General features: G+C 72.9%; 19 protein-coding genes. 6 read left to right on the forward strand and 13 right to left on the reverse strand.

The window, feature by feature from the left end; translation table 11 throughout:
- Positions 1-11: 11 nt before the first annotated feature.
- From ABZ911_RS07555 to ABZ911_RS07565, 3 genes are read left to right on the forward strand one after another with little or no spacing between them, the layout of a single operon-like run.
- Positions 12-1403 carry an MFS transporter gene (locus ABZ911_RS07555; RefSeq protein ID WP_358052973.1) on the forward strand — a complete coding sequence of 464 codons (1392 nt, stop codon included), beginning with the start codon at positions 12-14 and terminating at the stop codon, positions 1401-1403.
- Positions 1400-3481 (forward strand): DPP IV N-terminal domain-containing protein, encoded by a 2082-nt coding sequence (locus ABZ911_RS07560; RefSeq protein ID WP_358052975.1) that lies wholly within the window; start codon positions 1400-1402, stop codon positions 3479-3481. Before ABZ911_RS07555 ends, ABZ911_RS07560 begins: the two co-directional genes overlap by 4 nt.
- The gene (locus ABZ911_RS07565; RefSeq protein WP_358052977.1) at positions 3478-4791 is read left to right on the forward strand and encodes a serine hydrolase domain-containing protein; all 1314 of its coding nucleotides are present in this window, start codon (positions 3478-3480) and stop codon (positions 4789-4791) included. The genes ABZ911_RS07560 and ABZ911_RS07565 overlap by 4 nt, the downstream gene beginning before the upstream one ends.
- A 7-nt stretch (positions 4792-4798) precedes the next feature.
- On the opposite strand, the gene ABZ911_RS07570 is transcribed toward ABZ911_RS07565, so the two are convergent.
- The gene (locus tag ABZ911_RS07570; RefSeq protein ID WP_358052979.1) at positions 4799-5446 is read right to left on the reverse strand and encodes a TetR/AcrR family transcriptional regulator C-terminal domain-containing protein; all 648 of its coding nucleotides are present in this window, start codon (positions 5444-5446) and stop codon (positions 4799-4801) included.
- Positions 5447-5560: 114 nt separating this feature from the next.
- Between ABZ911_RS07570 and ABZ911_RS07575 the strand changes: the two genes are divergently transcribed.
- Complete coding sequence (locus tag ABZ911_RS07575) at positions 5561-6922, forward strand: serine hydrolase domain-containing protein (protein WP_358052981.1); 1362 nt, start codon at positions 5561-5563, stop codon at positions 6920-6922.
- Here ABZ911_RS07575 and ABZ911_RS07580 read toward each other — a convergent pair.
- From ABZ911_RS07580 to ABZ911_RS07600, 5 genes are read right to left on the reverse strand one after another with little or no spacing between them, the layout of a single operon-like run.
- Positions 6912-7763 (reverse strand): sugar ABC transporter permease, encoded by an 852-nt coding sequence (locus ABZ911_RS07580; protein WP_358052983.1) that lies wholly within the window; start codon positions 7761-7763, stop codon positions 6912-6914. The genes ABZ911_RS07575 and ABZ911_RS07580 overlap by 11 nt on opposite strands.
- Position 7764: 1 nt before the next feature.
- Positions 7765-9225 (reverse strand): ABC transporter permease subunit, encoded by a 1461-nt coding sequence (locus ABZ911_RS07585; protein ID WP_358052985.1) that lies wholly within the window; start codon positions 9223-9225, stop codon positions 7765-7767.
- A gap of 3 nt (positions 9226-9228) precedes the next feature.
- Positions 9229-10431, reverse strand: coding sequence for a maltose ABC transporter substrate-binding protein (locus tag ABZ911_RS07590; protein WP_358052987.1), 1203 nt, complete (start codon positions 10429-10431; stop codon positions 9229-9231).
- Positions 10432-10442: 11 nt separating this feature from the next.
- Positions 10443-11786, reverse strand: a complete 1344-nt coding sequence (locus tag ABZ911_RS07595; protein WP_358052989.1) for an alpha/beta hydrolase-fold protein — start codon at positions 11784-11786, stop codon at positions 10443-10445.
- Positions 11783-13549, reverse strand: coding sequence for a glycoside hydrolase family 13 protein (locus ABZ911_RS07600; RefSeq protein WP_358052991.1), 1767 nt, complete (start codon positions 13547-13549; stop codon positions 11783-11785). Before ABZ911_RS07600 ends, ABZ911_RS07595 begins: the two co-directional genes overlap by 4 nt.
- 120 nt (positions 13550-13669) lie before the next feature.
- Here ABZ911_RS07600 and ABZ911_RS07605 point away from each other — a divergent pair, with 120 nt between their 5' ends.
- Together ABZ911_RS07605 and ABZ911_RS07610 are read left to right on the forward strand one after the other, a co-directional pair.
- Positions 13670-14668 (forward strand): substrate-binding domain-containing protein, encoded by a 999-nt coding sequence (locus ABZ911_RS07605; protein WP_358052993.1) that lies wholly within the window; start codon positions 13670-13672, stop codon positions 14666-14668.
- 83 nt (positions 14669-14751) lie between these two features.
- Positions 14752-16884 (forward strand): DEAD/DEAH box helicase, encoded by a 2133-nt coding sequence (locus tag ABZ911_RS07610; RefSeq protein WP_358052995.1) that lies wholly within the window; start codon positions 14752-14754, stop codon positions 16882-16884.
- Here ABZ911_RS07610 and ABZ911_RS07615 read toward each other — a convergent pair.
- The 7 genes from ABZ911_RS07615 to ABZ911_RS07645 all read right to left on the reverse strand — a co-directional run bounded on the left by ABZ911_RS07615 (position 16881) and on the right by ABZ911_RS07645 (position 26032).
- A complete protein-coding gene (locus tag ABZ911_RS07615; protein WP_358052997.1) occupies positions 16881-17891 on the reverse strand; it encodes a hypothetical protein in 1011 nt (336 codons plus the stop codon). The genes ABZ911_RS07610 and ABZ911_RS07615 overlap by 4 nt on opposite strands.
- On the reverse strand, positions 17888-19063 hold the full coding sequence (locus tag ABZ911_RS07620) for an MFS transporter (protein ID WP_358052999.1): 1176 nt from the start codon (positions 19061-19063) through the stop codon (positions 17888-17890). Before ABZ911_RS07620 ends, ABZ911_RS07615 begins: the two co-directional genes overlap by 4 nt.
- Positions 19064-19066: 3 nt before the next feature.
- On the reverse strand, positions 19067-20767 hold the full coding sequence (locus tag ABZ911_RS07625) for a discoidin domain-containing protein (protein WP_358053001.1): 1701 nt from the start codon (positions 20765-20767) through the stop codon (positions 19067-19069).
- A 154-nt stretch (positions 20768-20921) separates the two neighbouring features.
- Positions 20922-22040 (reverse strand): o-succinylbenzoate synthase, encoded by a 1119-nt coding sequence (gene menC / locus ABZ911_RS07630; RefSeq protein ID WP_358053003.1) that lies wholly within the window; start codon positions 22038-22040, stop codon positions 20922-20924.
- Entirely contained in the window at positions 22037-22819 is a 783-nt protein-coding gene (locus ABZ911_RS07635; RefSeq protein ID WP_358053005.1) for a GNAT family N-acetyltransferase, read from the reverse strand. Before ABZ911_RS07635 ends, menC begins: the two co-directional genes overlap by 4 nt.
- Before the next feature lie 55 nt (positions 22820-22874).
- Entirely contained in the window at positions 22875-24485 is a 1611-nt protein-coding gene (locus ABZ911_RS07640; RefSeq protein ID WP_358053007.1) for a helix-turn-helix domain-containing protein, read from the reverse strand.
- Positions 24482-26032 carry a D-aminoacylase gene (locus ABZ911_RS07645; RefSeq protein WP_358053009.1) on the reverse strand — a complete coding sequence of 517 codons (1551 nt, stop codon included), beginning with the start codon at positions 26030-26032 and terminating at the stop codon, positions 24482-24484. The genes ABZ911_RS07640 and ABZ911_RS07645 overlap by 4 nt, the downstream gene beginning before the upstream one ends.
- Between the last annotated feature and the right edge of the window lie 3 nt (positions 26033-26035).

Below are 26035 nucleotides of genomic sequence, written 5' to 3' on the forward strand. Positions count from 1 at the left end.
CCTCGGTGGATATGAACGATCCCTCAGGCGAAGACGACCCCTTGAGCAGGGAGGACGCCCGCGCGGTGCTGGGCGTCACCGGCAGGACGGGCGACACCGCCCCGCTGCTGCGCACACTCAGGGAGCACGGTGTCGGCCTGTCCTTCATGGCCGCGCTGACCGTGCTCGCCGTAGTGGACAACTTCCAGACCCAGGTGTTCGGCGTGCTCGCACCCGAGGTCGCCGCCTCGCTCGGGATGGACGTCGGTTCCCTGTCGGGGATCGTCGCCGTCCAGGGCGTGGCGGCGGGGCTGGCGCCGTTCGCGGTGGCGGCGCTGCTGCGCCGCCACCCCCATCGGGTACGGCTGGCGGTCGGCACCGGGTTCGCCTGGAGCCTGACCACGCTGTTCACCGGCTCGGTGGCCGGGCCGGTCTCGCTGGCCGCGCTCATGCTGGTCAACGGGGCCACCACCGGCACGGTGGCGCTGCTGCACCCGCCGCTGCTCATGGACGCCTACCCGCCGCCCGCCCGGATGCGGGTGATGTCGCTGTACTCGGCGTCGTCGCCGCTGGCCGGGATCCTGGCGCCGCTGGTCATCGCGGGGCTGGTGTCGTGGCTCGGCATGGACTGGCGGGCGGTGTTCGTCTCGCTCGGCGTGCTGTCGCTGCTGGCCTGCCTGTACGCGCTGCGGTTGCGCGAGCCGGTGCTGGGCCGGTGGGACGTGGCCGAGCTGCGGGCCCGTTCGGGGACGGCGATTCCCGAGTCCGGCGAGGTGTCCGGATTCTGGGTGACCGTCCGGCGGGTGCTGGGCATCGCGTCGATCCGGCGGATGTGCGTCGGGTTCACCGCGATCGGTGCGCTGGCCGTGCCGTACAGCGTGGTGGTCTCGACGCTGCTGGAGCAGGAGTACGACCTGACGCCCGGTCAGCGCGGGCTGTTCACCAGTGCGGCGGCCGCGGTGTCGATCGTGGCGCTGGTGGCGTTCGGCGGCAGGGCCGAGGCGGCCTACCGGGCCGGGCCCGCGCGGTTCATGGCGCTGTCCGGCGGCGCGCTGGCGGCAGCGGCGGCGGCGTTCAGCCTGTCGGCGGTCGCGCCGGGGCTGTGGGCGCTGCTCGGCCTGCTGGCGCTGGGGCAGGCGCTGCTGGCGGTGATCGGGCCGTGCCTGTTCATCGGCGCGCTGTCGGTGATCCGGCCGGCGGACAGGGCGCACGCGATGGCGGCCATGGGGCTGATCATCGCGGTCGGCGGGCTGATCGGCGCCGGGCTGCTGGCGCTGGCCACGACCTTCCTCGACCTGCGGGGCGCGCTCCTGCTGCTGCTGGTGCCCGCGGCCTTCGGGGCCTGGTTCATCGCGACCATCCACAAAACCCTCATGGGCGATCTTGACGCCCTGATCGATCACGCGATCGGAGAAACCCAATGATTGACGAATATCGCCGCGCCGAGGCGCTGCACCCGTCGCAGGAGCCTAAGCTCGTGCACCGATCCACGATTACTCCCACCTGGGAGGACGATTCGTTCTGGTACCAGGTGAGCACCCCCGACGGCCCCTCAGTTATCCGGATTTTTCCGGACAAAGAGGAGCGGGTGGAGGGTGAGACGCCCGTCGTGGCGGAGCCTGTCCTTCCGCCCGAGATGACGGGCGCCCAGACCTCCCCGGACGGGCGTTACGCGGTGTCCGTGCAGGACGGGAACCTCCTGGTCAACGGCAGGCAGATCACCCACGACGGCGCGGAGGGCCACGCCTACGGCCTGCCCAGCGACCAGAACCGGCTGCCGATCGTCCTCACCCAGCGCGGCATGACCACCCCGCCGCTGCTCGCCTGGGCCCCCGACGGCCGCAGGTTCGTCACGCTGCGCGTCGACCAACGGCACGTCCCCACACTGACGCTCACCCAGTCCTGCCCACCGGACGGCGGCCCCCGCTCGCTGGCCCACACCCTGCACTACGAGATGCCGGGCGACCCGCTCCCGACCTTCCAGCAGATGATCTTCGACGCCGAGACCGGCGACCGGATCGACCTCGACCACGAACCGCTGACCTTCACCCACGACGCGCCCCTCAACCTCGGCCGGGTCTGGTGGGAGAACGACGACACCCTGTGGATGCTGTACGGCACGCGCGGCTACCGCGGCGCCGTCCTCTACCGCGTCGACGCCGGAACCGGCCGGACGACGAAGGTGCTGGAGGAGCAGAGCGACACGGTGATGAACTCCGCCCCCACCATCGTGGAGCACCCGCTGGTGCGCACCCACGGCGACGAGGTGCTCTGGTACTCCGAGCGCTCCGGCTGGGGCCACCTCTACCGCTATGCCGGCGGCGAGCTGAAGAACGCCGTGACCGAGGGCGAGTGGCTGGTCCGCGACCTGCTCAGGGTCGACTGGACGGCCCGCGAGGTGCTGTTCACCTCGGGCGGGCACGGCTCGAACCCCTACGACCGGCGGCTCTGCCGCGCCGACCTGGACGGCGGCGGCGTCACAGTGCTCACCCCCGAGGACGCCGACCACCACACCCAGCCCTCCCCCGACGGACGCTGGCTGGTCGACACCTACGCCACCCCGGGCACGCCGAGCGTCACCGTGCTGCGTGACGCCTCCGGCGCGGTCGTCATGGAGCTGGAGCGAGCCGACCTGAGCGCGCTGGAGGAGGCGGGCTGGCGGGCGCCCGAGCGGTTCACCGTCAAGGCCGCCGACGGCGTGACCGACCTGCACGGGCTGCTGTTCCTGCCCGGCGACTTCGACCCCGGCAGGCGATACCCGATCCTCGACTCGGTCTACAACGGGCCGCAGATCCCCCGGCAGCTTCGCACCACGCTGCGCGGCTACACGCTGGACCCGTGGCTGCTCGACCCGGCGGCGGGCGCGGCGTCGCTGGCGGCGCTCGGCCTGGCCGTCGTGGTGCTGGACGGGCGCGGCACGCCGTACCGGGGCAGGGCCTTCCAGGACGCCTCCTACGGCGACCCGGGGGTGGCGGTGGGGCTCGCCGACCACGTGGCGGCGATCACCCGGCTCGCGGCCGAGCGGCCCTACCTCGACCTGGACCGGGTCGGTATCGCCGGGCACTCGGGCGGCGGCGCGGCCACGGCCAGGGCGTTGCTGACCCACCCGGACTTCTTCAGCGTGGGCGTCGCCTCCGCCGGGGACTACGAGCACAACGCGTACTACGCGATCTGGGGCGAGACCTACCAGGGGCCGCCGCCGCAGGACTACGCCGAGGGCTCGCTGCTGCCGCACGCGGGGCGGCTCAAGGGCAAGCTGCTGCTCCTGTTCGGCGAGATGGACGACAACTGCCATCCCGGCCTCTCGCTGCGCCTGGTCAACGCGCTCGTCGAAGCCGACGCCGACTTCGAGATGCTCATGGTGCCGAACGCGGCGCACGGCTACCTGCACGCCGAGGCGCACGTGCTGCGCCGCCAGTGGGACTTCCTCACCCGCCACCTGATCGGCGCGGAGCCGCCGGCCGGATACCGCCTCGACCCGACCTTCGGAGGGGCCGCGTGAGCCTCGAATCGCTCAACCTTCAGGCCGACCTCGACGCGCTGGTCGCAGCGCACGGCATCACCGGGGCCTCGCTCGCCGTCGCCGCGGGCGGCGAGGTGGCCGAGGCTGCCGCCGGGGTGCTCAACACCCGCACCGGACAGCCCGCGACGCCCGACTCGCTGTTCCAGATCGGCTCGATCGCCAAGCCCTGGACGGCGACGCTGGTGTTCCAGCTCGTCGCCGAGGGGAGGCTCGACCTCGACCAGACCGCGCAGTCGGCGCTGCCCGAGCTCAAGCTGCCGGAGCCGGTGACGATCAGGCAGCTCCTCGCGCACACCGGCGGCTTCGAGGGCGACGTCTTCGCCGACACCGGCCGGGGTGACGACGCGATCGAGAAGCTGGTCGCGCTACTCGGCGACGTGCCGCGGCTCGCACCGCCCGGCGCGGTGTGGTCCTACAACAACGCCGGGTATGTCGTGCTCGGCCGGATCGTCGAGGTGCTGCGCGGCCTGCCGTACAACGCGGCGCTGCGCGCCCACCTGATCGCCCCGCTCGGGCTGACCCACGCCGCCACCAGCGCCGACGAGGCCATCCTGTACGGCACGGCGGTCGGCCACGCGGGCGGCGAGCCGGTGCCGGTCTGGTCGCTGATGCGGTCGAACGACCCGGCCGGGTCCAGCCTGGCGATGCGCGCCCGCGACCTGCTGGCCTTCGCCCGCGCCCACCTCGCCGAGGACCCGCCCGTGCTGCCCGGGCCGCTCGCCCGGCTGATGCGGGAGCCGCAGATCACACTGCCCGACCTGGGGCGGACCTCCCGGTGGGGGCTCGGCTGGGAACTCCAGGAGTGGGCAGGCGGGACGGTGGTGGGGCACAACGGGTCGACGCCGGGACAGGCCGCGGCGCTGAGGATGGTGCCCGAGGCGGGAGTGGCCGTGGTGCTGCTGACCAACGGCGGCGACCCCGACCCGCTGATGACCGAGCTGGTCGAGCCGCTGCTGCGGGATCTCGCCGGGGTCACCGCGCCGGAGCCTCCGGTGCCGCCCTCCTCCCCGCTGCCGGTCGACGTCGAGCGCTACGCCGGGCGTTACGTCTCCGACGTGATGGCGTGGGAGGTGGCGGGGGACGAGGCCGGGACGTTGTGGGTGACGGTCACGCCGCTCGGCGCGATGGCCGCGCACGGCGAGCCCCAGCGGATCGAGCTGGCCCGGCTGCGCGGCGATACGTTCGTGTTCGCCGAGGCGCGCGGCGGCACCCACTCGGCGGTCGCCTTCGTGGGCGACGGCGACCGGCCCGGCTTCCTGCACACGGGACGGTTGAACGTCCGGGTCTGACGCCCGGCTACCCGGTGCCGCCGTCCGCGTCCGGGACCGTGCCGAGGCCGTGGAGCAGGGCTTTCAGGCCCAGCTCCACGGCGTCGGCGGGACTCGTCTCCGGCAGGTCGGCGGCCAGGCGTGCCAGGGCGGGGAACTCCGCCTCGGGCAGCGCCGAGATCTGGGCCCGCATCTCCCCACGGACGCCGCGCTCGCGCAGGTCCGCATGCTGGACGGCGGCGCCGACGACCAGGTTGACCAGCGCCGAGAACAGCGGCACCGCGTCCCGGGGGGTGAGGCCGAGCCGGAAGAGCACGGCGTAGGCCGCCTCGACGATCCGCAGGTTCGCCGGGGTGCTCCCCTCGCGCTCGCGCTCGATCGCGAACCCGACCAGCCACGGATGGGCGGACACCAGCCGGAAATAGGCGCGCAGCAGCTCGGCCAGCCCGTCGGTGCCGGCGCCGGGGCCGGGCAGCGGGATCGCGGTCAGCAGGTGGTCCTCGACGGCGTACAGCAGGTCGGACTTGCCGCTCACGTAGTTGTAGATCGACATCTGCTGGGCGCCCAGTTCGGCCGCCACCGCCGACATCGTCAGCGGCCCGCCCCTGTCCAGCAGCGCCACCGCCGCCTCGACGACCCGTTCGCGGCTGAGGGTGCCTCGCCGGACTCGTGCCATGGTTGTCCCTTCCGACAATGAAGGCCGCCCTGTTTGGCCGATCGGCCCTGGTGACCGCCGTGCCCGGACCATAACGTGCGTTACACGTTAGCAATCGACGAGGGGATGAGACCGATGCTGCTCGACGACCTGCAGTCCCGGCTGGACCAGGCCGCCCGCGCGCACGACGTGCCCGGCGCGGCGATCGCGGTGAGTGTGAAGGGCGAGCTGACCGAGGCCGCGACCGGAGTGCTGAACCTGGAGACGGGGGTCGAGACCACGGCGGGCAGCCTGTTCCAGGTCGGCTCGACCACGAAGGTGTGGACGGCCGCACTGATCATGCAGCTCGTCGACGAGGGTCTGGTCGACCTGGACCGCCCCGTGCGTACCTACCTGCCGGAGTTCACGCTGGCCGACGCCGACGCGAGCGCGAAGGTCACGGTCAGGCAGTTGCTCACGCACACCGGCGGTTTCGACGGCGACCTGTTCACCGACACCGGGCGCGGCGACGACAGCCTGGACCGCTACGTGGACCTGCTGCGCGACGCCCGGCAGGTCGACCCGCCCGGCAGCGCCTTCTCCTACTGCAACTCCGGCTACGCCACGCTCGGCGCGATCGTCGCCAAGCTCAGGGGGTGCACCTGGGAGGCGGCGATGCGCAGGCACCTGTTCGAGCCGCTCGGCTCGCGGCAGGTGGCGCTCTTCCCCGAGGAGGCCGTCCTGCACCGCGCCGCGGCCGGGCACAGCAAGGCGCCGGGGACCGAGGAGCAGGTCGTGGTCAGGCCGTGGGGCATGCCCCGCAGCACCGCGCCCGCAGGGGCCACGATGTGCGCGGCGCCGCGTGAGCTGGTGCGCTTCGGCGAGATGTTCCTGCGCGGCGGCCTGGCCGAGGACGGCACCCGGGTGCTGTCGGAGGAGTCGGTGCGGGCGATGACCTCGCAGCAGGTCCCGCCGACGGCCTTCCGCTGGCTGGGCGAGGGCTGGGGGCTCGGCTTCAACCTCCTCGGCTGGGGCGGCGGCGTCTACGGGCACGACGGGGGCACCCCCGGGCAGATCACGCAGTGGTGGGTGGTGCCGGGTCACGACGTGGTCGTGGCGTTGACCTGCAACGGCGGCAACCCCTACGGGGTGCTGCGCGACCTGGCGCACCCGATCACCCAGGAGCTGACCGGCCTTGAGCCGACCGGCCGGCCCGTGCCGCCGGCGGTGCCGTACGAGGTGGACGTCACGCCGTACCTGGGCAGGTACGCGGGGCCGATGATCACCAGCGACGTCGCGGCGGCCGAGGGCGGGCTGGAGATCACCCTGACGCCGGAGGGACTGCTCAAGGAGATGGGTCTGCCGGTGACGGTCAAGCGGTTCGTCGCCCTCGACGCGTACACGTTCGTCTCGGCCCAGGGCCAGGCCGGGCTGCACGACGCGGTGATGTTCATCGTGCGCGACGGCGTGGCCACGCACCTGTTCAACGGCAGGTCCACGCCGAGGGTCAGCTCTTGACCGCGCCGCTGGTCAGCCCGCCGACGATGAAGCGCTGCAGGAACTGGAAGAGCACGAGCACCGGCAGCGCGCCGATCAGCGCGCCCGCGGCGAACAGCCCCCAGTTCTGGCCGAGCTTGTAGGAGACGAGCTGGTGGAGACCGACGGCGAGGGTCTGCTGATCGGGGTCGGTCAACACCAGCCCGGCGATCACGAAGTCGTTGAGCGTCGCCACGAAGGCGAACAGCCCGACGACCACGAGGATCGGGGCGACCAGCGGCAGCAGCACGCGGAAGAAGATCTGCGCGTGCGAGGCGCCGTCGATCTGGGCGGACTCGTCCAGCTCCTTCGGCACGGTGTCGAAGAAGCCCTTCATCAGGTAGGTGTTCACGCCGAGCGCCCCGCCCAGGTAGACCATCACGAGGCCGAGCCTGCTGCCCAGGCCGATGGCGGGGAAGACGTCCTTGAGCGCCGACAGCAGCAGGAAGATCGCGACGTAGGCCAGGAGCTGCGGGAAGAGCTGGACGAAGACCAGCCCGAGCAGCCCTGCCCTGCGCCCCCTGAAGGAGAACCTGGAGAAGGCGTAGGCGGCGCACGCGCCGAGGAAGACCGATCCGGCGGCCGTGGTGAGGCCGATGACCATGGAGTTGGCGAACCATTTCCCGAACGGGTGCAGCGGGTCGGTGAACAGCGCCTGGTAGTGCGCCGGGGTGGGCGCCGCGAACAGGTTGTTCGAGCCGGTCAGCGTGCCGCTCGGGTTGACCGAGGCGGCGAGCACGAACAGCAGCGGGAACAGCGCCACCACGACCGCCGCGGCGCCGACGGCGTGGCGCCAGCCGTACCTGGAGAACCAGCGGGCCATCTCAGTTCGCCTCCAGTCTGCGCGCCCTGCGGAAGCCGGCGAGCGAGATCGCCGCGATGACGGCGAAGATGAGGATGGACACCGCGCAGGCCAGGCCGTAGTTCCTGGCGCTGCCGCCGAAGGCGAGCTTGTAGACCAGCGAGATGAGCAGGTCGGTGGAGCCGACGTCGACGGGCGAGGTGGCGTCCCTGGGGCCGCCGCCGGTGAGCATGTAGATCACGTTGAAGTTGTTGAAGTTGAAGGCGAAGGTGGCCACCAGCACGGGTGTGGTCGCGGCCAGCAGCATGGGCAGCTTGATGTGCCGCAGCACCCGCCACGGGCTCGCGCCGTCCAGCTGCGCGGCCTCGGTGAGCGCGGGCGGGATGACCTGCAGCGCGCCGGTGCAGACGAGGAACAGGTACGGGAAGCCGATCCAGATGTTGACCGCCAGCACGCTGAGCCTGGCCAGCCAGGGGTCGGTGAGCCATGGCACCTGCCCGCCGCCGAGCAGCACGGCGTTGACGAAGCCGTGGTCGGGGTTGAGCAGCCCCTGCCAGAGGATGGCGGCCATGAAGGCGGGGAAGGCGTAGGGCAGCACCAGCAGCGAGCGGTAGATCCGGTGTCCGCGCAGCCCCGGCCGGTCCAGCACCAGCGCCAGGCCGAGCCCGAGGACGAACATCAGCCCGACCGACAGCCCGGCGAACGCGAACGTCCACACGAGCACACCGAGGAACGGGCCCCTGATGCCGGGATCGGTGAGGACCGTACGGAAGTTCTCCAGGCCGACGAACACCTTCCAGCCGGGGCTGAGCACCGTCCCGTCCGCCGCCGCGAACCGGCCGCGGCCGTCGTCGCGGTAGACCGCGCCGGTGGCCGGGTCGGTGACGGTGCCGGCGCGCTCGTCGTAGCGGAGCGTCGAGCGGTACATCGCCGCCGTCACCGCGTCCGACGTGCGCAGGCTGCCCTGGCCGGGCACCGGCACGCGCAGCGCGGTGATCTCCGCCTGCCGCGCCACGATCTCCGCGTACGGCAGCGCCCGCCACCCGTCCGACTCCGCCACCGGGCCCAGCGGCCGCGCGACGGAACCGACCTGGCCGCCCACCTGGAGGCCGAGCTCACCGCCCCGCTCGACCACCCGGACCGGCTGGGCGGCCGACCCCGGCACCCTGACCTCGCTGGCTGCCAGGATCGCGGCCACCGCGTCCTGCTTGGTGCCGTTGTGGCCGTCGCCGTAGTTGGTGAAGGCCGCGTAGCCGGTGTAGAGGACGACGTACACCTGGTAGATGAGCAGCAGGATGACGCCCGGCGCGAGGTACTTCGCGGGGACGCGCCGCTTGCCCAGGTAGATGACGTTGATCGCGACCGTGCCGGCCAGCATCGCGGCGAACAGCCACCACGAGCGCTGCCCGGCGAGCGCCACCAGCCCGTAGACCGCGAACGCGTCCACCACGCCGAGGACGACCGGCTTCACGAACCTGCTCACCGGTCAGTCCGCGATCTTCGCGCGGATGCGGCCGGCGGCGTCCCCGGTCAGCTTGGCCGGGTCGCCGTCGCCGGTGATGATCGCCAGCTGGGACAGGCCCCAGTCGCCCCAGACGGCGTCCATGGCGGGCACGCTGGGCGCGGGCTCCCCGGCCAGCGCGGCCTTGGCGAACCCGGTCATCACCAGGTCGCCGCGCAGTTCCTCGCGCACCGAGGTCATGGCCGGCGGCCTGCCGCCCGCCGCGTGCAGCGCGCGCTGCGACGCGGGCGTGGCCAGGTAGTTGAGCAGGAAGTCGTTGGCCAGGATCGGGTTGGCCGACTTCGCGCTGACATAGAAGCCCTGCACGCCGACGAACGGCCGGGCGGGCCGGTCACCGGCCGGCGGCACCGGCTCCACGGAGAACGCCACCCCGGCCTTGGCCAGCGCGGGCGCGTCCCACGGCCCGGTGATCAGGTACGGCACCCGCCCCTCCCGGAAGGCGTTGGTGGCGATCTCTCCGCTCAGCGACGTGGAGACCACCTTGGCCTTGGCCAGCCCGCGCAGGTAGGCGGCGAACTCCAGCCCGCCCTTGTCGTCGATCGCCAGCTCGCCGCCGTCGAACACGCTGGAGCCGAAGGAGGTCTGCAGCGGGTAGAGGTGGTACGGCGATCCCGCCTTGGGGTCGACGGGCAGGCCGACCGGGAAGTCCGCCTTACCGTCGCGCACCAGCCGCTGCCCGGTGGCGACCAGGTCGCCGAACGTCCTGGGCCGCTCGGGCGCGAGCGCCGTGTTGCGCAGCAACGCCACACTCTCGATCGCGTACGGCAGGCCGTACGTCTGGCCCTCGTAGCGCATGGCGTCGAGCGCGACCTTCGGGAAGGCCGCGGCGGTCGTGCCGAGGTCGACCGGGGCGACGACGCCGTTCTGGACGAGTTTGCCGAGCCAGTCGTGCGGGCCGACGATCAGGTCGGGGCCCTGGCCGGTGGGCGCCTGGGAGACGAAGTCGTCGCGCAGGCTGCCCATGCCCTTCTGCACGATCTTGACCTGGACGCCCCTGTCCTTCTCGAAGGCCGCGGCGAGGTCGCGCAGCGGTTTGGCGCGGCTGTCGTCGGCCCAGACGGTGAGGGTGGCCGCCTGGGTGGGCCGGGAGGCGGGCGCGGGGGCGGTGGTGCCGCAGCCGGCGGCCAGCAGGGCCAGGCCTGTCAGGGCCAGGGTGGTGGTGCGCATCGAGGTCCTCCTCATGAGCCGGAGCGGGGGGTGTCGCCCTTGTGCGGGTCGTGCTGGGCGTCCGGGTCGCTCCAGCCGTGCACGTTGACGACCAGGCGGCGGTCGCGGTCGTGCCTGATCGGCTCGCGGACGGGCAGGCCGCCCGCGTCCAGCCCGTCGCAGCGCCAGCCTCTGCCGACCGAGCCGTTGAGGCCGAGCCCTCGGGGCAGCCGCCAGACGCCGTGGTGCACGCCGGGCGCGACCTGGGTGGTGACCAGGCCGGAGAAGTAGACGGTGTCGCCGTCGGGGGTGCCGGGCGGGGTGACGACCGTGACGTCGAGCGTCGCGGTCGGCTCGCCGTCCACGACCGTGATCTCCCGCTGGACCGTCAGGTCGCCCACGGTGGCGCTCACCTGGGCGGTGCCGGGCGCGGCGGGGGTGAGCAGAGCGGCGCCCGACGGCTTCAGCAGGGGCTCGGGGCTCCAGGTGAGGCTCGCGCTGAGCGCCGAGTACGCGCAGCCGTCGGCCCGCACCGCGAGCGGCGCGACATCGACGACCTGGCCGACGGCGACGACCTCGCCGGCTTCGGCGCGCAGCTCGACCGGCGGCCCCTCCGCCCCGAACAGGTGCAGCAGCGCGCTCGCCGCCCGGACCTGCCACGCGCTCTCGTGATGCGGGGCCCGCGGCTCGTGCCGGTAGCGCAGCTCCCGGTCCGGCGCGTAACCGAGCCCGACGAGCTGCTCGGCCAGTTCCCGGGCGTGGTGGGCGGTGATCAGCCCTTCCATCCCGCCGATGTCCAGCCACACCCGGCGCGGCCCGCGCTCGGCGAAGCGCCGGTAGACGGCCGTCTCCGCCAGCGTCTCCGGGTCCACGAACACCAGGAACGGCGACATGATCGCCGCCAGCCCGAACACCTCGGGCCGCCGGAAGGCCAGGTGGTAGCTGACCAGGCCGCCCATCGACGAGCCCATGACCGCCGTGCGCCCGGCCTCGCCGGTCACCGCGTACCGCGAGCGGATCAGCGGCATCAGCTCCTCCACCAGGAACCGCTCGTACAGCTCCCCGGCGAACCGCCCGCGCGGGTCGCGGGGGTAGGGCGCGACGTGGGAGTACTCCGCGCCGCGCTCGTCGCCCGCGTTGGACACCGCGACCGCGACCAGCGGCGGCAGCGCCCCCGCGGCGATCAGCGCGTCCAGCGTCTCGTCCAGCCGCCAGCTCGGCTCCAGCCCGGCTCCGGCGAACATGTGCTGCCCGTCCTGCAGATACACCACCGGGTACGGCCCGGCCGCCGGGTCGTAGCCGGGCGGCAGGTAGACGAAGACGTCGCGCGCGTTGCCGAGGGCGGCGGAACGGACGCCGTGCAGAATGTCGATCACGCTTCGAGCTCCCAGATGTGGAAGGCGGGCCCGTCGGCGGGCATCGGCGAGCCGGGCCGCAGGTCGGGGCCGCCGGTGAGGGCGCCGCCCGCGGCGGGGGCGGAGAGCGGTTCGTGCGCGGCGCGGCTGACCTGCACGAGCAGCGTCTGTCCTGGCGCGGCCCGCTCGTAGACGACGGTGTCGGCGTCGGCGTGCAGCCAGCGCAAGCCGCCCGTGCGCAACGCCTCGTGCGAGCGGCGCAGCCGTACCAGGTCGCGGTAGACCTGGTAGGTGCCCTGGTCCCAGCGGTCGGGGTGCCAGGGGAAGGGGCGGCGGCCGTCCTCCAGGTGCACGCCCTCGACGCCGACCTCGTCGCCGGCGAAGACCATCGGCAGGCCGGGCAGCGTGAACAGCAGCGCGGCGCCGAGGTGCTGGTGGTCGCGTCCGGCGACGGAGCGGAACCTGGCGGTGTCGTGCGAGTCCAGCAGGGTGAGGTTGTGGGTGTGGGCCCGCCACGGGATGAGCGCGGAGTAGCGGCGCATCACCTCGGCCATGTCCGCGCCGCCGTACTGCGGGATGGGGCCGGGCACGCCCCAGAACTCGGTGGAGCGTTCCCGGGCCAGCCACGACCAGACGGGGCGGGCGAAGCCGGCGTAGGACATGGTGCCGTGCCAGCCGGTGCCGCGCAGCGCGCCGGAGGCGTCGAACTGGTGCTCGGCCAGCAGCAGGGCGTCGCCCACGGTGGCTCGCGTGAGCCTCGCTACCTGGTCGTTCAGCTCGATCTCGCCGTGCCGGCCGGCCGACTGGGCGACGTCCACCCGCCAGCCGTCGAGGCCGAACTCCTCCAGGTAGCGGGCGATCACCGAGCCGGGCCCGTCGTAGAGGCGGCGGCGCAGCTCGGCGGAGCGGTGGTCGAACTTGGGCAGCGTGCTGACCCCGGCGAAGGTGGCGTAGTCGTCCCCGTCCACGTAGTAGAAGTCATCGCGTACGGCGCTTCCGGGGGCGAACCACTCGTGGCCGTCGCCGGAGTGGTTGAGCGTGATGTCGCCGATGACGCGGATGCCGCGGGCGTGGGCAGCGGCCGTCAGCGCGCGCAGCGCCTCGTCGCCGCCGAGCAGCGGGTCCACCCTGTCAAAGGTGGTCGCGTCGTAGCGGTGGTTGGAGCGGGCGGGGAAGAACGGCGTCAGGTAGAGGAGGTTCGCGCCCAGGTCGGTGAGGTGGTCGAGGCGTTCGGCCACGCCCCACAGGTCGCCGCCGTAGATCTGCTGCAACGCGCCCTCGCGGCCCCAGGGGATCGGGTCGTCCCAGGCCGCGCGCCGTACCCAGGCGGGGTCGGGGCCGTGGTCCCGGCCGGAGCGGGCGAAGCGGTCGGGGAAGATCTGGTAGATCACCGAGTCGGCGGCCCACGCGGGCGGGGCCGGATGGGTGGTCAGCGTGAAGTCGGTGGTGTCCGGCACCTCCAGCGGCGACAGCCCGGCGGCGGTCAGCCACATCGGGCCGGTCGCGGTGTGCAGCAGGAAGCGGTAGCCGCACTCCGGGTTCACCATCTCGACCGTGCCGCGCCACCAGGTTTCCGCGCCGCCGGTCCGGTCGACCACCGCCTCGGCGAACCTCGGCTCGCCGTCGGGGGCGGTGCGCACGTAGACCCTGCGCACGTTCAGGGCGGGCGAGGTGCGCAGGAACACCTGGACGCGGTCGCCGAGCCCCGGCGAGGGGTCGCCGACGTACAGCGGCGACCCGTCGTGGTGCGCCAGTGTGTTGCAGAGTGTTTCTCGATAGCCCATGCTGTTACTGCTCCGAAAGACGCCGTTCACCTGGTCTGATGTGTCCGCGAGCCTAGGAGCTGCGGAAATGACGCCGCAACATCTCGCAACATGTTTCAATGGTTTCTCGAAGGGTTCCGTATGCCTCGACCGTCCGTCCGCACGATCGCCGCCCGCGTGGGGGTGAGCGCCGCGACGGTGAGCAGGGTGCTCAACGGCCGGCCAGGCGTGTCCGAGGAGCTGCGGGCCAAGGTTCTGCAGGGTATGCGAGAGCACGGTTTGATCGCCCCCGCCGCCGAGCCGTTCGTCGGCATCATCGTCCCCGAGCTGGACAATCCGGTCTTCCCGCTGCTGGCCGGCGCCATCGAGGCCAAACTCGGCGGCCACGGCGTCACCGCCCTCATCGGCAGCTCCACCGCGAAGGGCCCGACCGAGCTCGACTACATCTCCACCCTGGTACGGCGAGGCATCCAGGGGCTGGTCCTGGTCTCCGGCCGGCACGCCAACCCGGCGGCGGACCACGGCTTCTACTGGCAGCTCCACCAGCAGCGCATCCCCATGGTGCTGGTCGGCGGCCAGGTGCCGGACCTGCCGGTCTCCACGGTCACCACCGACGAGGCGGCGGGCGCGGCGATGGCGGTCGCGCACCTGCGCGAGCTCGGCCACGTGCGGATCGGGCTGGCCGGCGGGCAGGGCTACCTGCGGCCCTCACAGAACCGGCTGGCGGGGTGGCGGCGGGAGATGCGGCGCTCGTTCGGATCGGTGGAGGACGCGCTGTACGTGGAGTCGGACTACTCGCTGACCGGCGGGCACGCGGCGACCCGGCGGCTGCTGGCGGCCGGGGCGACGGCGGTGATCGCGGGCAGCGACCTGATGGCGCTGGGGGCGGTCGCGGCCGTCCGCGAGGCCGGGCTGTCGGTGCCCGGCGAGGTGTCGGTGGTCGGCTACGACGACTCCTACCTGGCCGCGCACGGGGATCCGGCGCTGACGACGGTGCAGCAGCCGGTGGAGGCGATGGCGAGCGCGGTGGCGACGGCGATGTGGCAGGCGCTGCAGGGCTACCACGCCCCGCACGTGGACCACGTGTTCGCGCCGCGCCTGGTGGCCAGGGCGTCGACGGGCAGGGCCTCGACGGACTGAACTTCGACGGGCGGGGGCGCGGCGGCTGAGGGCGGGGGCCGTACCGGTTGGGTCGCGGGGGCGTTCCCCCTACAGTCGTCCGGGTGAAGTCCCTCCTGTCAGAGGCGGATCGCCTTCTCGCCGGCGCGCGCACCCTGCTGACCGACGACGCCCGGGCCCGCGCCGAGGTGCACACCGCGCTGGCGGGGCTGCGGGCCCGGCTGGCGCGTGCGGAACTGGCGGTCATCCCCGTCGCCCGGCTGCGGGACGTCACCGACGGGCGGTTGCGCCTCGGCGCCCTCGAACAGGGCGGCTTCACGACGGTGCTGCAGGTCCTGGACGCCACACCGCACGCTCTGCAGTTGCTGCCCGGCATCGGCGCGCGGACCGCGGGCCAGGTGCACGCCGCCGCCCGGCAGATCGCCGAGGCGGCCGAGGCCGTCACCGCCGTCCAGATCGACGTCGACCGGCGCGATCCCGAGACCACGGCCCTGCTGGTCGCGTTAGCCCGGCTGGTGGCCGCCGGGCCCGACCTGGCCCGCGCCTGCGCGGCCGCCCACGCGGTCGAGGACCGCCTGGCGGCACTCCTGCCCGCCGCCAAACCGGCGCGCGGCCGCCTGCGCATGCTGTTCGCGGGCAGGCGGGGCCGGGCCAGGGCCAGGGAGGCCGTGGAGCGGGTCGGCGATTTGCTCGGCGAGTCCGCCGCGTACGGCACCGCGCTGCTGGTCAGCCAGGCCACCGTCGACCTGCTGCGCCCCGCGCCGTCGGACGCCGAGGCGTGGATCGACTTCGAGCTGCGCGCCCCGGAGTACTACAACCTGCTCGCCGAGCTGGCCGCCCTGGAGCCCGGTGACCGGGTCGCCGCCGAGGGCTTCCTGCCCGACGACGTCGCCGCCAGGGTCAAGGCGCAGGAGCTCGACGACACCCACCGCCGGGTCTCGCTCCGCGGCTACCAGGCGTTCGGCGCCCGCTTCGCGCTGGCGCAGCGCCGGGTCATCCTGGGCGACGAGATGGGCCTCGGCAAGACCGTCCAGGCCATCGCCGCCCTAGCCCATCTCAAGGCGCGGGGCGACACCCACTTCGTGGTGGCCTGCCCGGCCAGCGTCCTCATCAACTGGACGCGCGAGATCGAGACCCGCAGCACGCTGCGCGCCTTCGCCCTGCACGGGCCCGACCGCCCGGCCGCCCTGGCCGAGTGGCTGCGCGCCGGCGACGTCGGCGTCTGCACCGTCGACGCCCTGCACCGGCTGGAGATCCCCGACGGGGTGCCGGTCGGCATGCTCGTGCTGGACGAGGCCCACTACGTCAAGAACCCGGCCGCCCGCCGTTCCCAAGCCGTCGCCAAGTGGTGCGCCAGGGTCGACCGCGTGCTGTTCCTCACCGGGACGCCGATGGAGAACCGCGTCGAGGAGTTCCGCACCCTCGTCGGCTACCTGCAGCCCGGCCTCGCCGACACCATCCGGGCCGCGGACGGGGCGGCGGGCGCGCAGGCGTTCCGCCGCGCCGTGGCCCCCGCGTATCTGCGCCGCAACCAGGAGGACGTCCTCACCGAGCTCCCCGACCTGGTCCACGTGGACGAGTGGGAGGCCTTCAGCCCCTCGGACGCCTCGGCGTACCGCGAGGCGGTGGCCAAGGGGAACTTCATGGCGATGCGCCGCGCCGCCTACGCCCGCCCCGAGTCGTCGGCCAAGCTCGGCCGCCTGCGCGAGCTCGTCGAGGAGGCCGCCGAGAACAACCTCAAGGTGGTCGTCTTCTCCTACTTCCGCGCGGTGCTGTCCGCCGTGGAGAGCGCGCTGCCGTCCCCCGTGCACGGGCCCATCTCCGGGGACCTCTCCCCCGCGCGCCGCCAGCAGGTGGTCGACGAGTTCGGCGCGGCGCCCGGGCACGCCGTGCTGCTCAGCCAGATCCAGGCGGGCGGCGTGGGTCTCAACCTGCAGGCCGCCTCCGTGGTGATCATCTGCGAGCCGCAGGTGAAGCCGACCATGGAGAGCCAGGCGGTGGCAAGGGCGCATCGGATGGGGCAGGTGCGCCGGGTCCAGGTGCACCGGCTGCTGACCGCCGACAGCGTGGACCAGCGGATGCTGACCATCCTGCGGGGCAAGACGCGGCTCTTCGACGCCTACGCCCGCCGCAGCGACCTGGCGGAGGCCACCCCTGACGCGGTCGACGTCTCGGAGCAGTCGCTGGCCCGGCGGATCGTCGAGGAGGAGCAGCTCCGCCTGTCGGTCGGCCGCTAGCGGGCGGGGGTGCTCGGGGAGGAGGCCTGTCCGGCGAGGATGGCCGGGCTGCCGGTGCCGTCGGCTCTGGCCGACCAGAGGTCCTTGCCCTTGGCGTACATGACGGTGTCGTTGTCCAGCCAGGCCACCTGGTCGTCGATGCTGGCCTTCTCCGCCAGCGGGGTCTCCCGCATGGTGGCCAGGTCCAGGGCGTGCAGGCGCCATTTCTCCGGGGAGATCCGCTTCTTGAAGACCAGGCGGGCGCCGTCCGGGGACAGCGAGGGGCATTCGGCGTTCTCGCGCAGCGTTCGCGCCTTCCAGGCCCCGTAGTCGGCCTCCACCAGGTACGTTTTGCCCTTCGTGCCCACGGTGGCGTAGAAGCGGTTGTCGTCCGCCGCGAAGGTCACGCCCCAGTAGTTGACGTCCTCGGAGTGGTAGCGCCTGCCGTTCATGGTCAGTGGGATGTCCTCCATGTTGGTGATCGAGTAGCCGGTCCTGGTGTCCAGGATGCCGGTCCAGGTGGAGAAGCCGCCCTGGTTGTAGGAGTCGCCGGTGACGAAGACCGTCCAGGAGGCCATCCGCCCGCTGGCGGAGACCCTGGCGCGGTTCGGGATTCCGGCGAGGTTGATCCGGCCGGTCTCCTTGAGCTTGCGGTCCAGGAGGAGGGCGTAGGTCTTGGGCAGTGCTCCCGGCTGGGCCACCAGGCACAGGGTGGTGCCGTTGGCCGTGTAGAAGCGGTCGCAGGTGGCGCCGCCGATCGTGGGAGGTGCTCCAGGGTTCGCCAGGGGTACCGAGGCCACCCTGCCGCCGCTGCGCAGCAGCAGCCTGCCCGGGGTGGTGGTGTCGAAGGAGCGGTCGGCGACCGGGGTGGGGGCGGTCGCCCGCACCGCGTAGGTCGCGGCGCCGGCGATCAGCGCGAGGGTGGCGGCCGCCAGGATGACGGCCCGGCGCCTGCCGCTGGACGGCGGCCTCACCGGGGAGGGCGTGGCGGTGTCCGGCTCCGCCTGCCGTACGTGGTCCGTGGTCACAGAGTCCTCCAAGCGAGCAGCGCCGCCACGACCAGCCCGGCGGCCATCATGGTGAGCCCGAGCGGCGCCCCCCACACCGTCCACAGCACCCCGAACGCCATCGACGACGCCATCCGCGCGCATGCCTGCCCGGTCTGCAGCAGCGCCAGGCCGCTGGTCCTCAGTTCGGCGGGCAGCAACGGGCCCGCCACCGCCATCAGCACCCCGTCCGTCGCCGCGTAGAACGCCCCGTGCAGCACCAGCACCGGCACCAGCCACCCGGGGCCGATCAGCACCAGGTAGCCCAGCGCCAGCGCCACGTGCCCGCCGAGGAAGACGGCGACCCGCCCCACCCGGTCCGCCAGCCTTCCCAGCGGGATCGCCAGCAGCAGGTACACCGCCGCCGTCCCGAGTGGCAGCAGCGGGAAGAGCTCCGGGGTGACCGCGTGGCCGCGCTGCAGGAGCAGGTAGATGAACGGGTCGCTGACCGTCACCAGCCCGAGGGCCGCCGCCACCAGGCACACGCGCCGGAAGCGCCGGTCGGCCAGCAGGCCGAGGGCCGAGCGGATGGACACCCCCGCGGCGAGCGGCTCGCGCCGGTCCCCGACGTACAGGACGAGCAGCAGGACGCCGAGTGCCGCGACGCAGAAGCTGGTCACGAAGACCGCGTCGTAGGCGCCGGCGGTGGCGGTGAGCACCGCGAAGGCCGCCAGCGGGCCCAGCAGGGCGCCGACGGTGTCCATCGCCCGGTGCACGCCGAACGCCCCGCCGAGCCCCGAGGCCGGGACGCTCAGCGAGATGAGCGCGTCCCGGGGCGCGGTGCGCAGGCCCTTGCCGGTGCGGTCCGCGGCGACCACGGCGCCCAGCCACGGGACCGACGAGCCGGCCGCGAGCAGGCCGAGCTTGCAGACGGCGGACAGTCCGTAGCCGAGGCCCGCGACCAGCTTGCGGCGCTGCCAGCGGTCGGCGGCGTGGCCGCCGGCCAGGCGGACCAGGGCGGTGACACCGAAGTACAGGCCGTCGAGCAGGCCGAACTGCACGAGGCTGAGGCCGAGCGCGCCGACGAGGTAGAGCGGCAGGACGGCGGTGATCATCTCCGAGGAGATGTCGGTGACCAGGCTGACCGCGCCGAGCGCGACGATGTTGGCGGGGACCGCCTTGGACAGGCGGCCCCCTTTCAGAGAGATGTACATCCGTCAGTGGCAGGTGTAGGTGGGGCTGCTGTCCTTGACGGCCCCGTCGATGCCGATGAGCTGCGAGCTGAACGAGGTGTCGGTGAAGCTCAGCTTGAGCACCCCGTAGGTGTCGGCCAGCCGCTTGAGGCTGTTGGGCTGGACGTTCTCGATGTTGTACGGCGACGCGCCGCCCATGCCGCCGAGGATCTCCACGATGCCGTCGTTGGCGGCCTGCTGGTTCGGGTTCTGCGGGGCGAAGCGCTCGTAGTGGTGGTCGTGGCCGTTGAGCACCAGGTCGGCCTTCTTCGCGTACAGGAGCTGCCAGATCGGCTTGCTGACCGGGTCGTTGCCGTGCTCACCCGAGCTGAACAGCGGGTGGTGCCAGTAGGCGGCGATGCAGCCCTTGGTGTTGGCGTTCAGGTCGGCGGTGAGCCAGTCGATCTGGGCCTGGTCGTCGAAGTAGTTGGAGTCCAGGGCGATGAAGTGCCAGTTGCCCCGGTTGAAGCTGTAGTAGGTCTTGCCCTGCGGGGTGGCGATGTTGCCGAAGTAGGACTTGTACCCGGCGTAGACGCCCGCGGGGTCGTAGGTCTCGTGGTTGCCGACGGCGGGCTTGGTCTTGCTCTTGAACTTGCCCCACGTCTTGTCGTAGTAGTTGCGGAAGTCCGACAGCAGGGCGTCGTCGTACTGGTTGTCGCCCATCGTCAGGATGAACTCGGGGTTCATCGCCTGCACCTGCGCGGCCGTCTTGGGGTGGGCACAGGAGCTGGAGCTGGCGGTGCACTGGGCGGCGATGTCACCGGCGGCGGCCACCACGAAGGGGTCGCCGGGCGGCTCGGTGGGCCCGCCCGTGCCGACGGTGAGCTTGTCGAGGTTCGGGCCGCCGGTGGCGGTCGTGGCGGTGGCCCTGACCGTGTTGGTCCCGGCGGTCAGGGTGACCGGCACGGCCTGGGTCTGCCAGTTGGTCCAGGCGCCGGTGGTCGCGAAGCCCGGGGTGGCGACGGTGGTCCCGTTGACCGCGACGGCGAGAGGCCGGCTCGCGGTGGTGCCGTTGGCGTAGCGGAAGGTGAGGGTGGTCGTGCCGGCCGCGGCGGCGGTCACGGTGAACTCGACGTACCCGCCGGTGGTGTTGACGTAGTCGACGAACCCGGTGCCGGTGTACCCGGCGTGCTTGGTGTCGACGAAGGCCTGGGACAGGGCCGCGTTCTCGGCCTGGTACTCCGACGAGGGGGTGGTGGGGGTGCCGCCGAAGACCCGCATCTCGTACAGCGAGTAGCCGTAGGGGGTGGCGCGGGCGGTGCCGTGCATCCGCACGTAGCGGGCGGAGGCGGTGAGCCCGGTGATCTCGTCCTGGCCGCCGTCGCCGGTGGTGGTGGAGTGGACGGTCGTCCAGGTGTTTCCGTCGGCGGACACCTGGAGCTGGTAGGCGGTGGCGTAGGCGTCCTCCCAGAACAGTTCGACCCGGGAGATCGGCTGCGGCGAGCCGAGGTCGACCGTGACCCACTCGGGGTCGTGGCCTTCGACGGAGGCCCAGCGCGAGGAGGTGGTGTCGCCGTCGAACGCGGCGGCGGCGTCGTAGGAGGACGTCTCGACGGAGGAGGCCGTGGCGGGTTTGCCCTGCGACAGCAGGGTCTCGGCGGCGGAGGCGCTGCCGACCGCCACGACCAGGGTGGTCAGGAGTGCCGCTACGGCGGCGACGGTTAACGAGAGACGATGTCTGGACATGGCTGTCTCCTGGGGGATAAGAGACGGTGGGCATGCTGGGACAGAGCGGCCGGGTCAGCAGGTCTCTCGCTGAGCGCGTCACCTCCGGGGCGGAGGCCGCGCCAAGCCACTTACCGGCGATCGTGGCAAGTGGCTTGATGCGATGTCAAGGAAGTTAGGAAGGTTTCCTAACTTGCAACGGAGAATTCACCCCTAGATCCTTCAGAGCCTCCGGATCGGGCGTCACGCCGATCCCCGGCCCCACAGGCACCTCCATCGAGTCTCCCGCCAGCTCGAACGGCCTGGTGATGTCGCGGTCGTAGTAGCGGGCCGTCGCCGAGATGTCGCCCGGCAGCGTGAAGCCGGGCAGCGCGGCCAGAGCCAGGTTGGCGGCCCGGCCGAGGCCCGTCTCCAGCATCCCGCCGCACCACACGGGGACGCCGTTGGCCTGGGCCAGGTCGTGGATGCGGCGCGCCTCCAGGTACCCGCCGACCCGGCCCGGCTTGATGTTGATGATCGAGCAGGCGCGCGCCCTGATCGCACGGGCCGCGTCACGGGCCGAGGTGATCGACTCGTCCAGGCAGATCGGCGTCTCCATCCTGGCGGCGAGCTCGGCGTGGCCGTACAGGTCGTCGGGGGCGTAGGGCTGCTCCAGCAGGGTCAGGTCGTAGGCGTCGAGCCTGCTCAGGTGGCGGGCGTCGGCGGGTGTGTAGGCGGTGTTGGCGTCTGCGGTGAGCATGAGCGCGGCGCCGAACGTCTCACGGACCAGGCGGACCGGCTCCAGGTCCCAGCCCGGTTCGATCTTGAGTTTGATCCGGGCGTATCCGGCGCTCACGTGCCGGTCGACGGTGTCGAGCAGTTCGTCGAGAGTGGGGGCGATGCCCACCGAGACGCCGACGCGGACGCGGTCCCGTACCCCTCCGAGGTGCACGGCAAGCGCAGTGTCACCCGCCTTGAGCACCGCGTCCAGCACGGCCATCTCGACGGCGGCCTTGGCCATCGGGTAGCCGCGCAGGTGCGCCAGCACGGGCGCGACCCCGGCGGCGTCGAGGTCGGGCACGGCGAACAGGGCGGGCAGGAAGAAGCGCCGGATGACGTCGGCCGCGCCCTCCAGGTACTCGGGGCTGTAGGTGGGCTCGTCCTCGGCCACACACTCGCCCCAGCCCTCCTCGCCGTCGGCGCCGAGCACCCGCACCAGCAGCGCGTTGCGCACGGTCTGGGTGCCGAGCGAGGTGCGGAACGGGGTGACCAGCGGCAGTGCGACCGTGCGCAGTTCGGCTTCGACGAGTCTCATGCCGCACTCTCCAGCACGTACCAGCCATCCTTCGTGAAGGCGGTGATCCGGTAGCCCTCGTCCAGCGCGCCGGTCAGCGCGGCCCGCTGGGCGGCCCGCCATCTCGTGGCCTCCTCCGGCTGCTCGCGGCGCAGCCGCTCGATGTCGGCGGGGGTGGCGCAGTGCAGGACGGCCGCGCCGAGCGGCTCGTGCCCGGCGCCGAACTCGTCGAGGATCACGACCGCGCCTTCGGCCGGACCGGCCGCCTCCGGGACGGGCGCGGGCTCGACCGGCCAGTGCGCCAACAGCCGGTCGGAGACGTCGCCGTCGTTGATTCCGTCGGTCAACGGTCCATAGAAGTCGGGCAGGTAGCGCTCGGCCCGCGCGCCGAGCTTGGCCAGGTTGAAGAAGGCGTTGCGCCGGACAAGCGGATCGAAGGTCCACGAGATGGACTTCAGGCCGCGCTCGGCCGCCCACTCGCGCTGGTGCGCCTTGATCGCCTTGCCGATCCCGCGGCCCTGCGCCTCGGCCGCCACCCCCGCGACATGGGAGTGCAGACTGTCGCCCTCGGCGAGGAACCCGGCCGCCACGCCGATGAGCTCATCGCCGAGGTAGGCGCCGCCGACGTAGCCGCCGGTGTGGACGAGCGCGCACATGATGTCGACGGCCAGCGGCGGATCGTCGCCCGTTCGAATGTTCCAGATGCGGCGTAGTAGCCGGTCGGCGGCCAGGAGCTGGGAGGTGCCGTGCAGGGGTACGACGCGTACCCCCGCCTCGGCCCGGGTGAGGAGTTCGACCATGCGCTCCAGCATTCCGCCGGTACCCCTGCCGGGGCGTTGGCGTGGAAGCCGAACTTCACTCGCCGCTGTTTGTGCCGGACGCCCGCACCTGGCCCAGCCGCAGCTGGAGCGCCAGAACCAGCCGGACGTCCGGGTCGTCCAGCGCGATCAGCTCGCCGATCCGGCGCAGCCGGTAGCGGAGCGTGTTCGGGTGCAGCGACAGCGTCTCGGCCGCCCTGGGCACGTCGTAGTGCGCGGCCAGCCAGACGCGCAGGCTGTGCACATAGTCCGTGCCGTGCTTGGCGTCATGCTGTACCACCAGCGACAGCGGCTCGCCCAGCAGCGCCGGCCTGGTCTTCATCGAGCCGGCCACATCCAGCAGGAACAGCGCCGCCGACAGCTCCTCGTGCCCGCCCACCTCGCCTCCGGCGAACGGCCCGCACATCGCGCGTAGCGCCTCACCGGCCTGCCTGGCGCTGATCGGCGTCTGCGCGACCGACCCCACGGTCCTGCCGATCCCGGCCCGCCACTCGCCGCCCAGGCGGTCGGTGATCTGGCCGAGGGTGTCGGCGGTGATGCGGCGCAGCAGCGGCGCGGTGGAGCCGGCCGCGACGATGGCGTACGCCCTGCCGTCCACCGCGCCGACGGCCGCCCTGATCCGGTAGGCGGCGTAGGCGGTGCGCAGCAGGTCGCCGGCGTGGGTGGCGGCGAAGATGTCGGTCCGCCTCGGCGTGGACTGCGCCGTCCTCGGCTCGGCCTCCCGGGTGCCGATCGCGACGACCGCGACCGGCTCGTCGGGGTGCAGGCCGAACGAGGTGGCCAGCTCGCCGACGGGCCCGACGCCGCGCAGCAGCCAGCCGAGCCATTCGTCTCTGGTCCTGCGGGCCTCGTCGGCGGCCAGGCTGATCCGCGCCAGGTGCGGCGCGGCGGTCTTCGCCGCTTCGGCGAGCACGGCGGCGGCGTCGGGTTCGAGCGGGGTGTCGGCCTGCACCACCCAGATCGTCCCGAGCGCCTCTCCCCTGGCCCGTACGGCGATCGCCAGCCTGGGGAGGTACTCGCGCGGCTCGTAGCTCCACACGGCCTCCTCGGAGCGCAGGACGGCGGCGTACTCCTCGGGATGTGTCGGATGCTCGGGGACCCGCCGGCCGAGGATGCCCTCCCTGCGCAGCTCGTCGATCTGCTGGCCGCCCACCGTGGAGTAGGCCAGCACCCGCATGGCCAGGTCCTCGATCGCGACCGCGCCGCCGACCCGCGTGGCCACCTGGTTGGCGAGCGCGAACAGGTCGGCGGCCTGGACCCCGCCCAGGTCGGCGGCGGGGGCGACGACCGCGAGCAGGGCGTCGACCAGCGCGTAGAGCTGCCCCCAGGACAGGCCGGGCGCGGCGGCCAGCAGCGCGACGCCCGTGCTCCTGGCCGTCTCCACCAGGGGCGCGGGGTCGCCGAGCCCGCCCCGCACCACGACCGCGGCGACGCCCGCGGAGGCCGCCCGCTCCAGCAGTGCGGCCTCGGGCTTGCCGGTGACCAGCAGGAGGGCGCCGTCGAAGGCGATCATCGGCTCGTCGGAGCCGTAGATGACGGGCGCGCCGACCAGGGTCTGACGACCCGACGGGAGGCACAACGCGGTGACCGCCTCGGCGCCGAGGCTGTCCAGCAGCACGCCGAGGGTCACCCTGCCGTCTGCGCTCACACGGCTCCTCTTCGGAGCACCCGGCCGTGCCTGCCGCCGGTGAACTCGCCGTCGTCGATCACCATCCGGCCGCCCAGCACCACGTGCGTGACACCGACCGGCCGTACGTCCGGCGCGTCATAGGTGCCGTCGTGGCGGATCTGCTCGGCGTCGAACACGCACACGTCGGCGACGGCGCCGACGCCCAGCCAGCCGCGGTCGGCGAGGCCGAACTGGGCGGCGGTCGCCGAGCTGACCTTGCGGATCGCCTCGGCCATCGGCACGACCCCGCGCTCGCGCACGTAGTCGCCGAAGAAGGTGGGGAAGGTGCCGAAGGTGCGGGGGTGGTTCGGCCCCTCGGGCGGGCCGCTGTCGGAGCCGATCGACACCAGCGGGTCCTGCATGATCCGCGTGACGTCGTGGTCGTGCATCGTGTGGAAGACGCCCTCGGCGTGCGGGTCGGCGGCGAGCAGGTCACAGAGCGCGTCCCACGGGTCGCGCCCGTCCAGCACCTCGGCCAGCCGCCGCCCGGCCACCTCGGGAGAGGCGTGCTGGATGATCTGCACGTCCTCGGGGTGCAGCTCCCGCCAGAACCCGACGCCGGTCCCCTGGGCCGGGTCCTCGGCCAGGGCGCGCAGCGACGCCCGCTCGGCCGGATCGGCGAGCCGACGCTGCAGCTCCGCCTGTCCGCCCTCGCACGCGGCCGGCGGCAGCACCGCCACCAGCCCGGTGCAGAAGGCCTGGTAGGGATAGATGTCGGCGCGCAGGTCCACGCCCCTGACCCGGGCCGCGGCCAACTTGTCCAGCAGCATCTTCGACGCCCCGTGCACGTTCCGGCCCGACGCCTTGCAGTGCGACACCTGCAGGCGCAGCCCGGCCGCCGCCGCCACCTCGATGGCCTCGTCGAGCGCGTCGGCGAGCCCTTCGCTCTCGCTGCGCATGTGGGTGGCGTAGACGGTGTTCCAGCGCCGGGCGACACGGGCCAGCGCGATCAGCTCGGCCGTGTCGGCGTACGCGCCGGGCACGTACTCCAGGCCGCTGGACAGCCCGCACGCGCCCGCCTCGAACGCCTCGGCCGCCAGCTCCACCATCCGCTCCAGCCCGCCCGGCGGCAGCGCCGCGTCCATGCCACCGACGGCCAGGCGCAACGTGTTGTGCCCGAGGAGCACCGCGAGGTTGTTGGTCGTGCCCTCCATCTCCACGGCGTCCATATAGCCGCCGAAGGTGGCGAAGGCCCGGTCGCTGAGCGATTCGGCCATGAAGCCGACCGTCTCCGGGTTCGACGGGCCGCAGGAGAAGCCGCAGTTGCCGACGATCTCGGTGGTGACGCCCTGCAGCAGCTTGAACGGCTGCGCCTCGGCCATGAACGGCACGCCGTCGGAATGGCTGTGCGGGTCGAGGAAGCCGGGCGCGACAACGAGGCCGCCCACCTCGACGACGCGCGTGGCGGCGCCGAGGTCGCGGCCGATCGCGACGACGCGGCCACCGCTGATCGCCACGTCGGCGGTACGGCCGGGCGAGCCGAGCCCGTCGTGGACTGTGCCGCCACGCAGGATGAGGTCGTACATGAA

This window comes from Nonomuraea sp. NPDC046570, assembly GCF_040645915.1.
In the GTDB taxonomy this organism is placed as follows: Bacteria; Actinomycetota; Actinomycetes; order Streptosporangiales; family Streptosporangiaceae; genus Nonomuraea.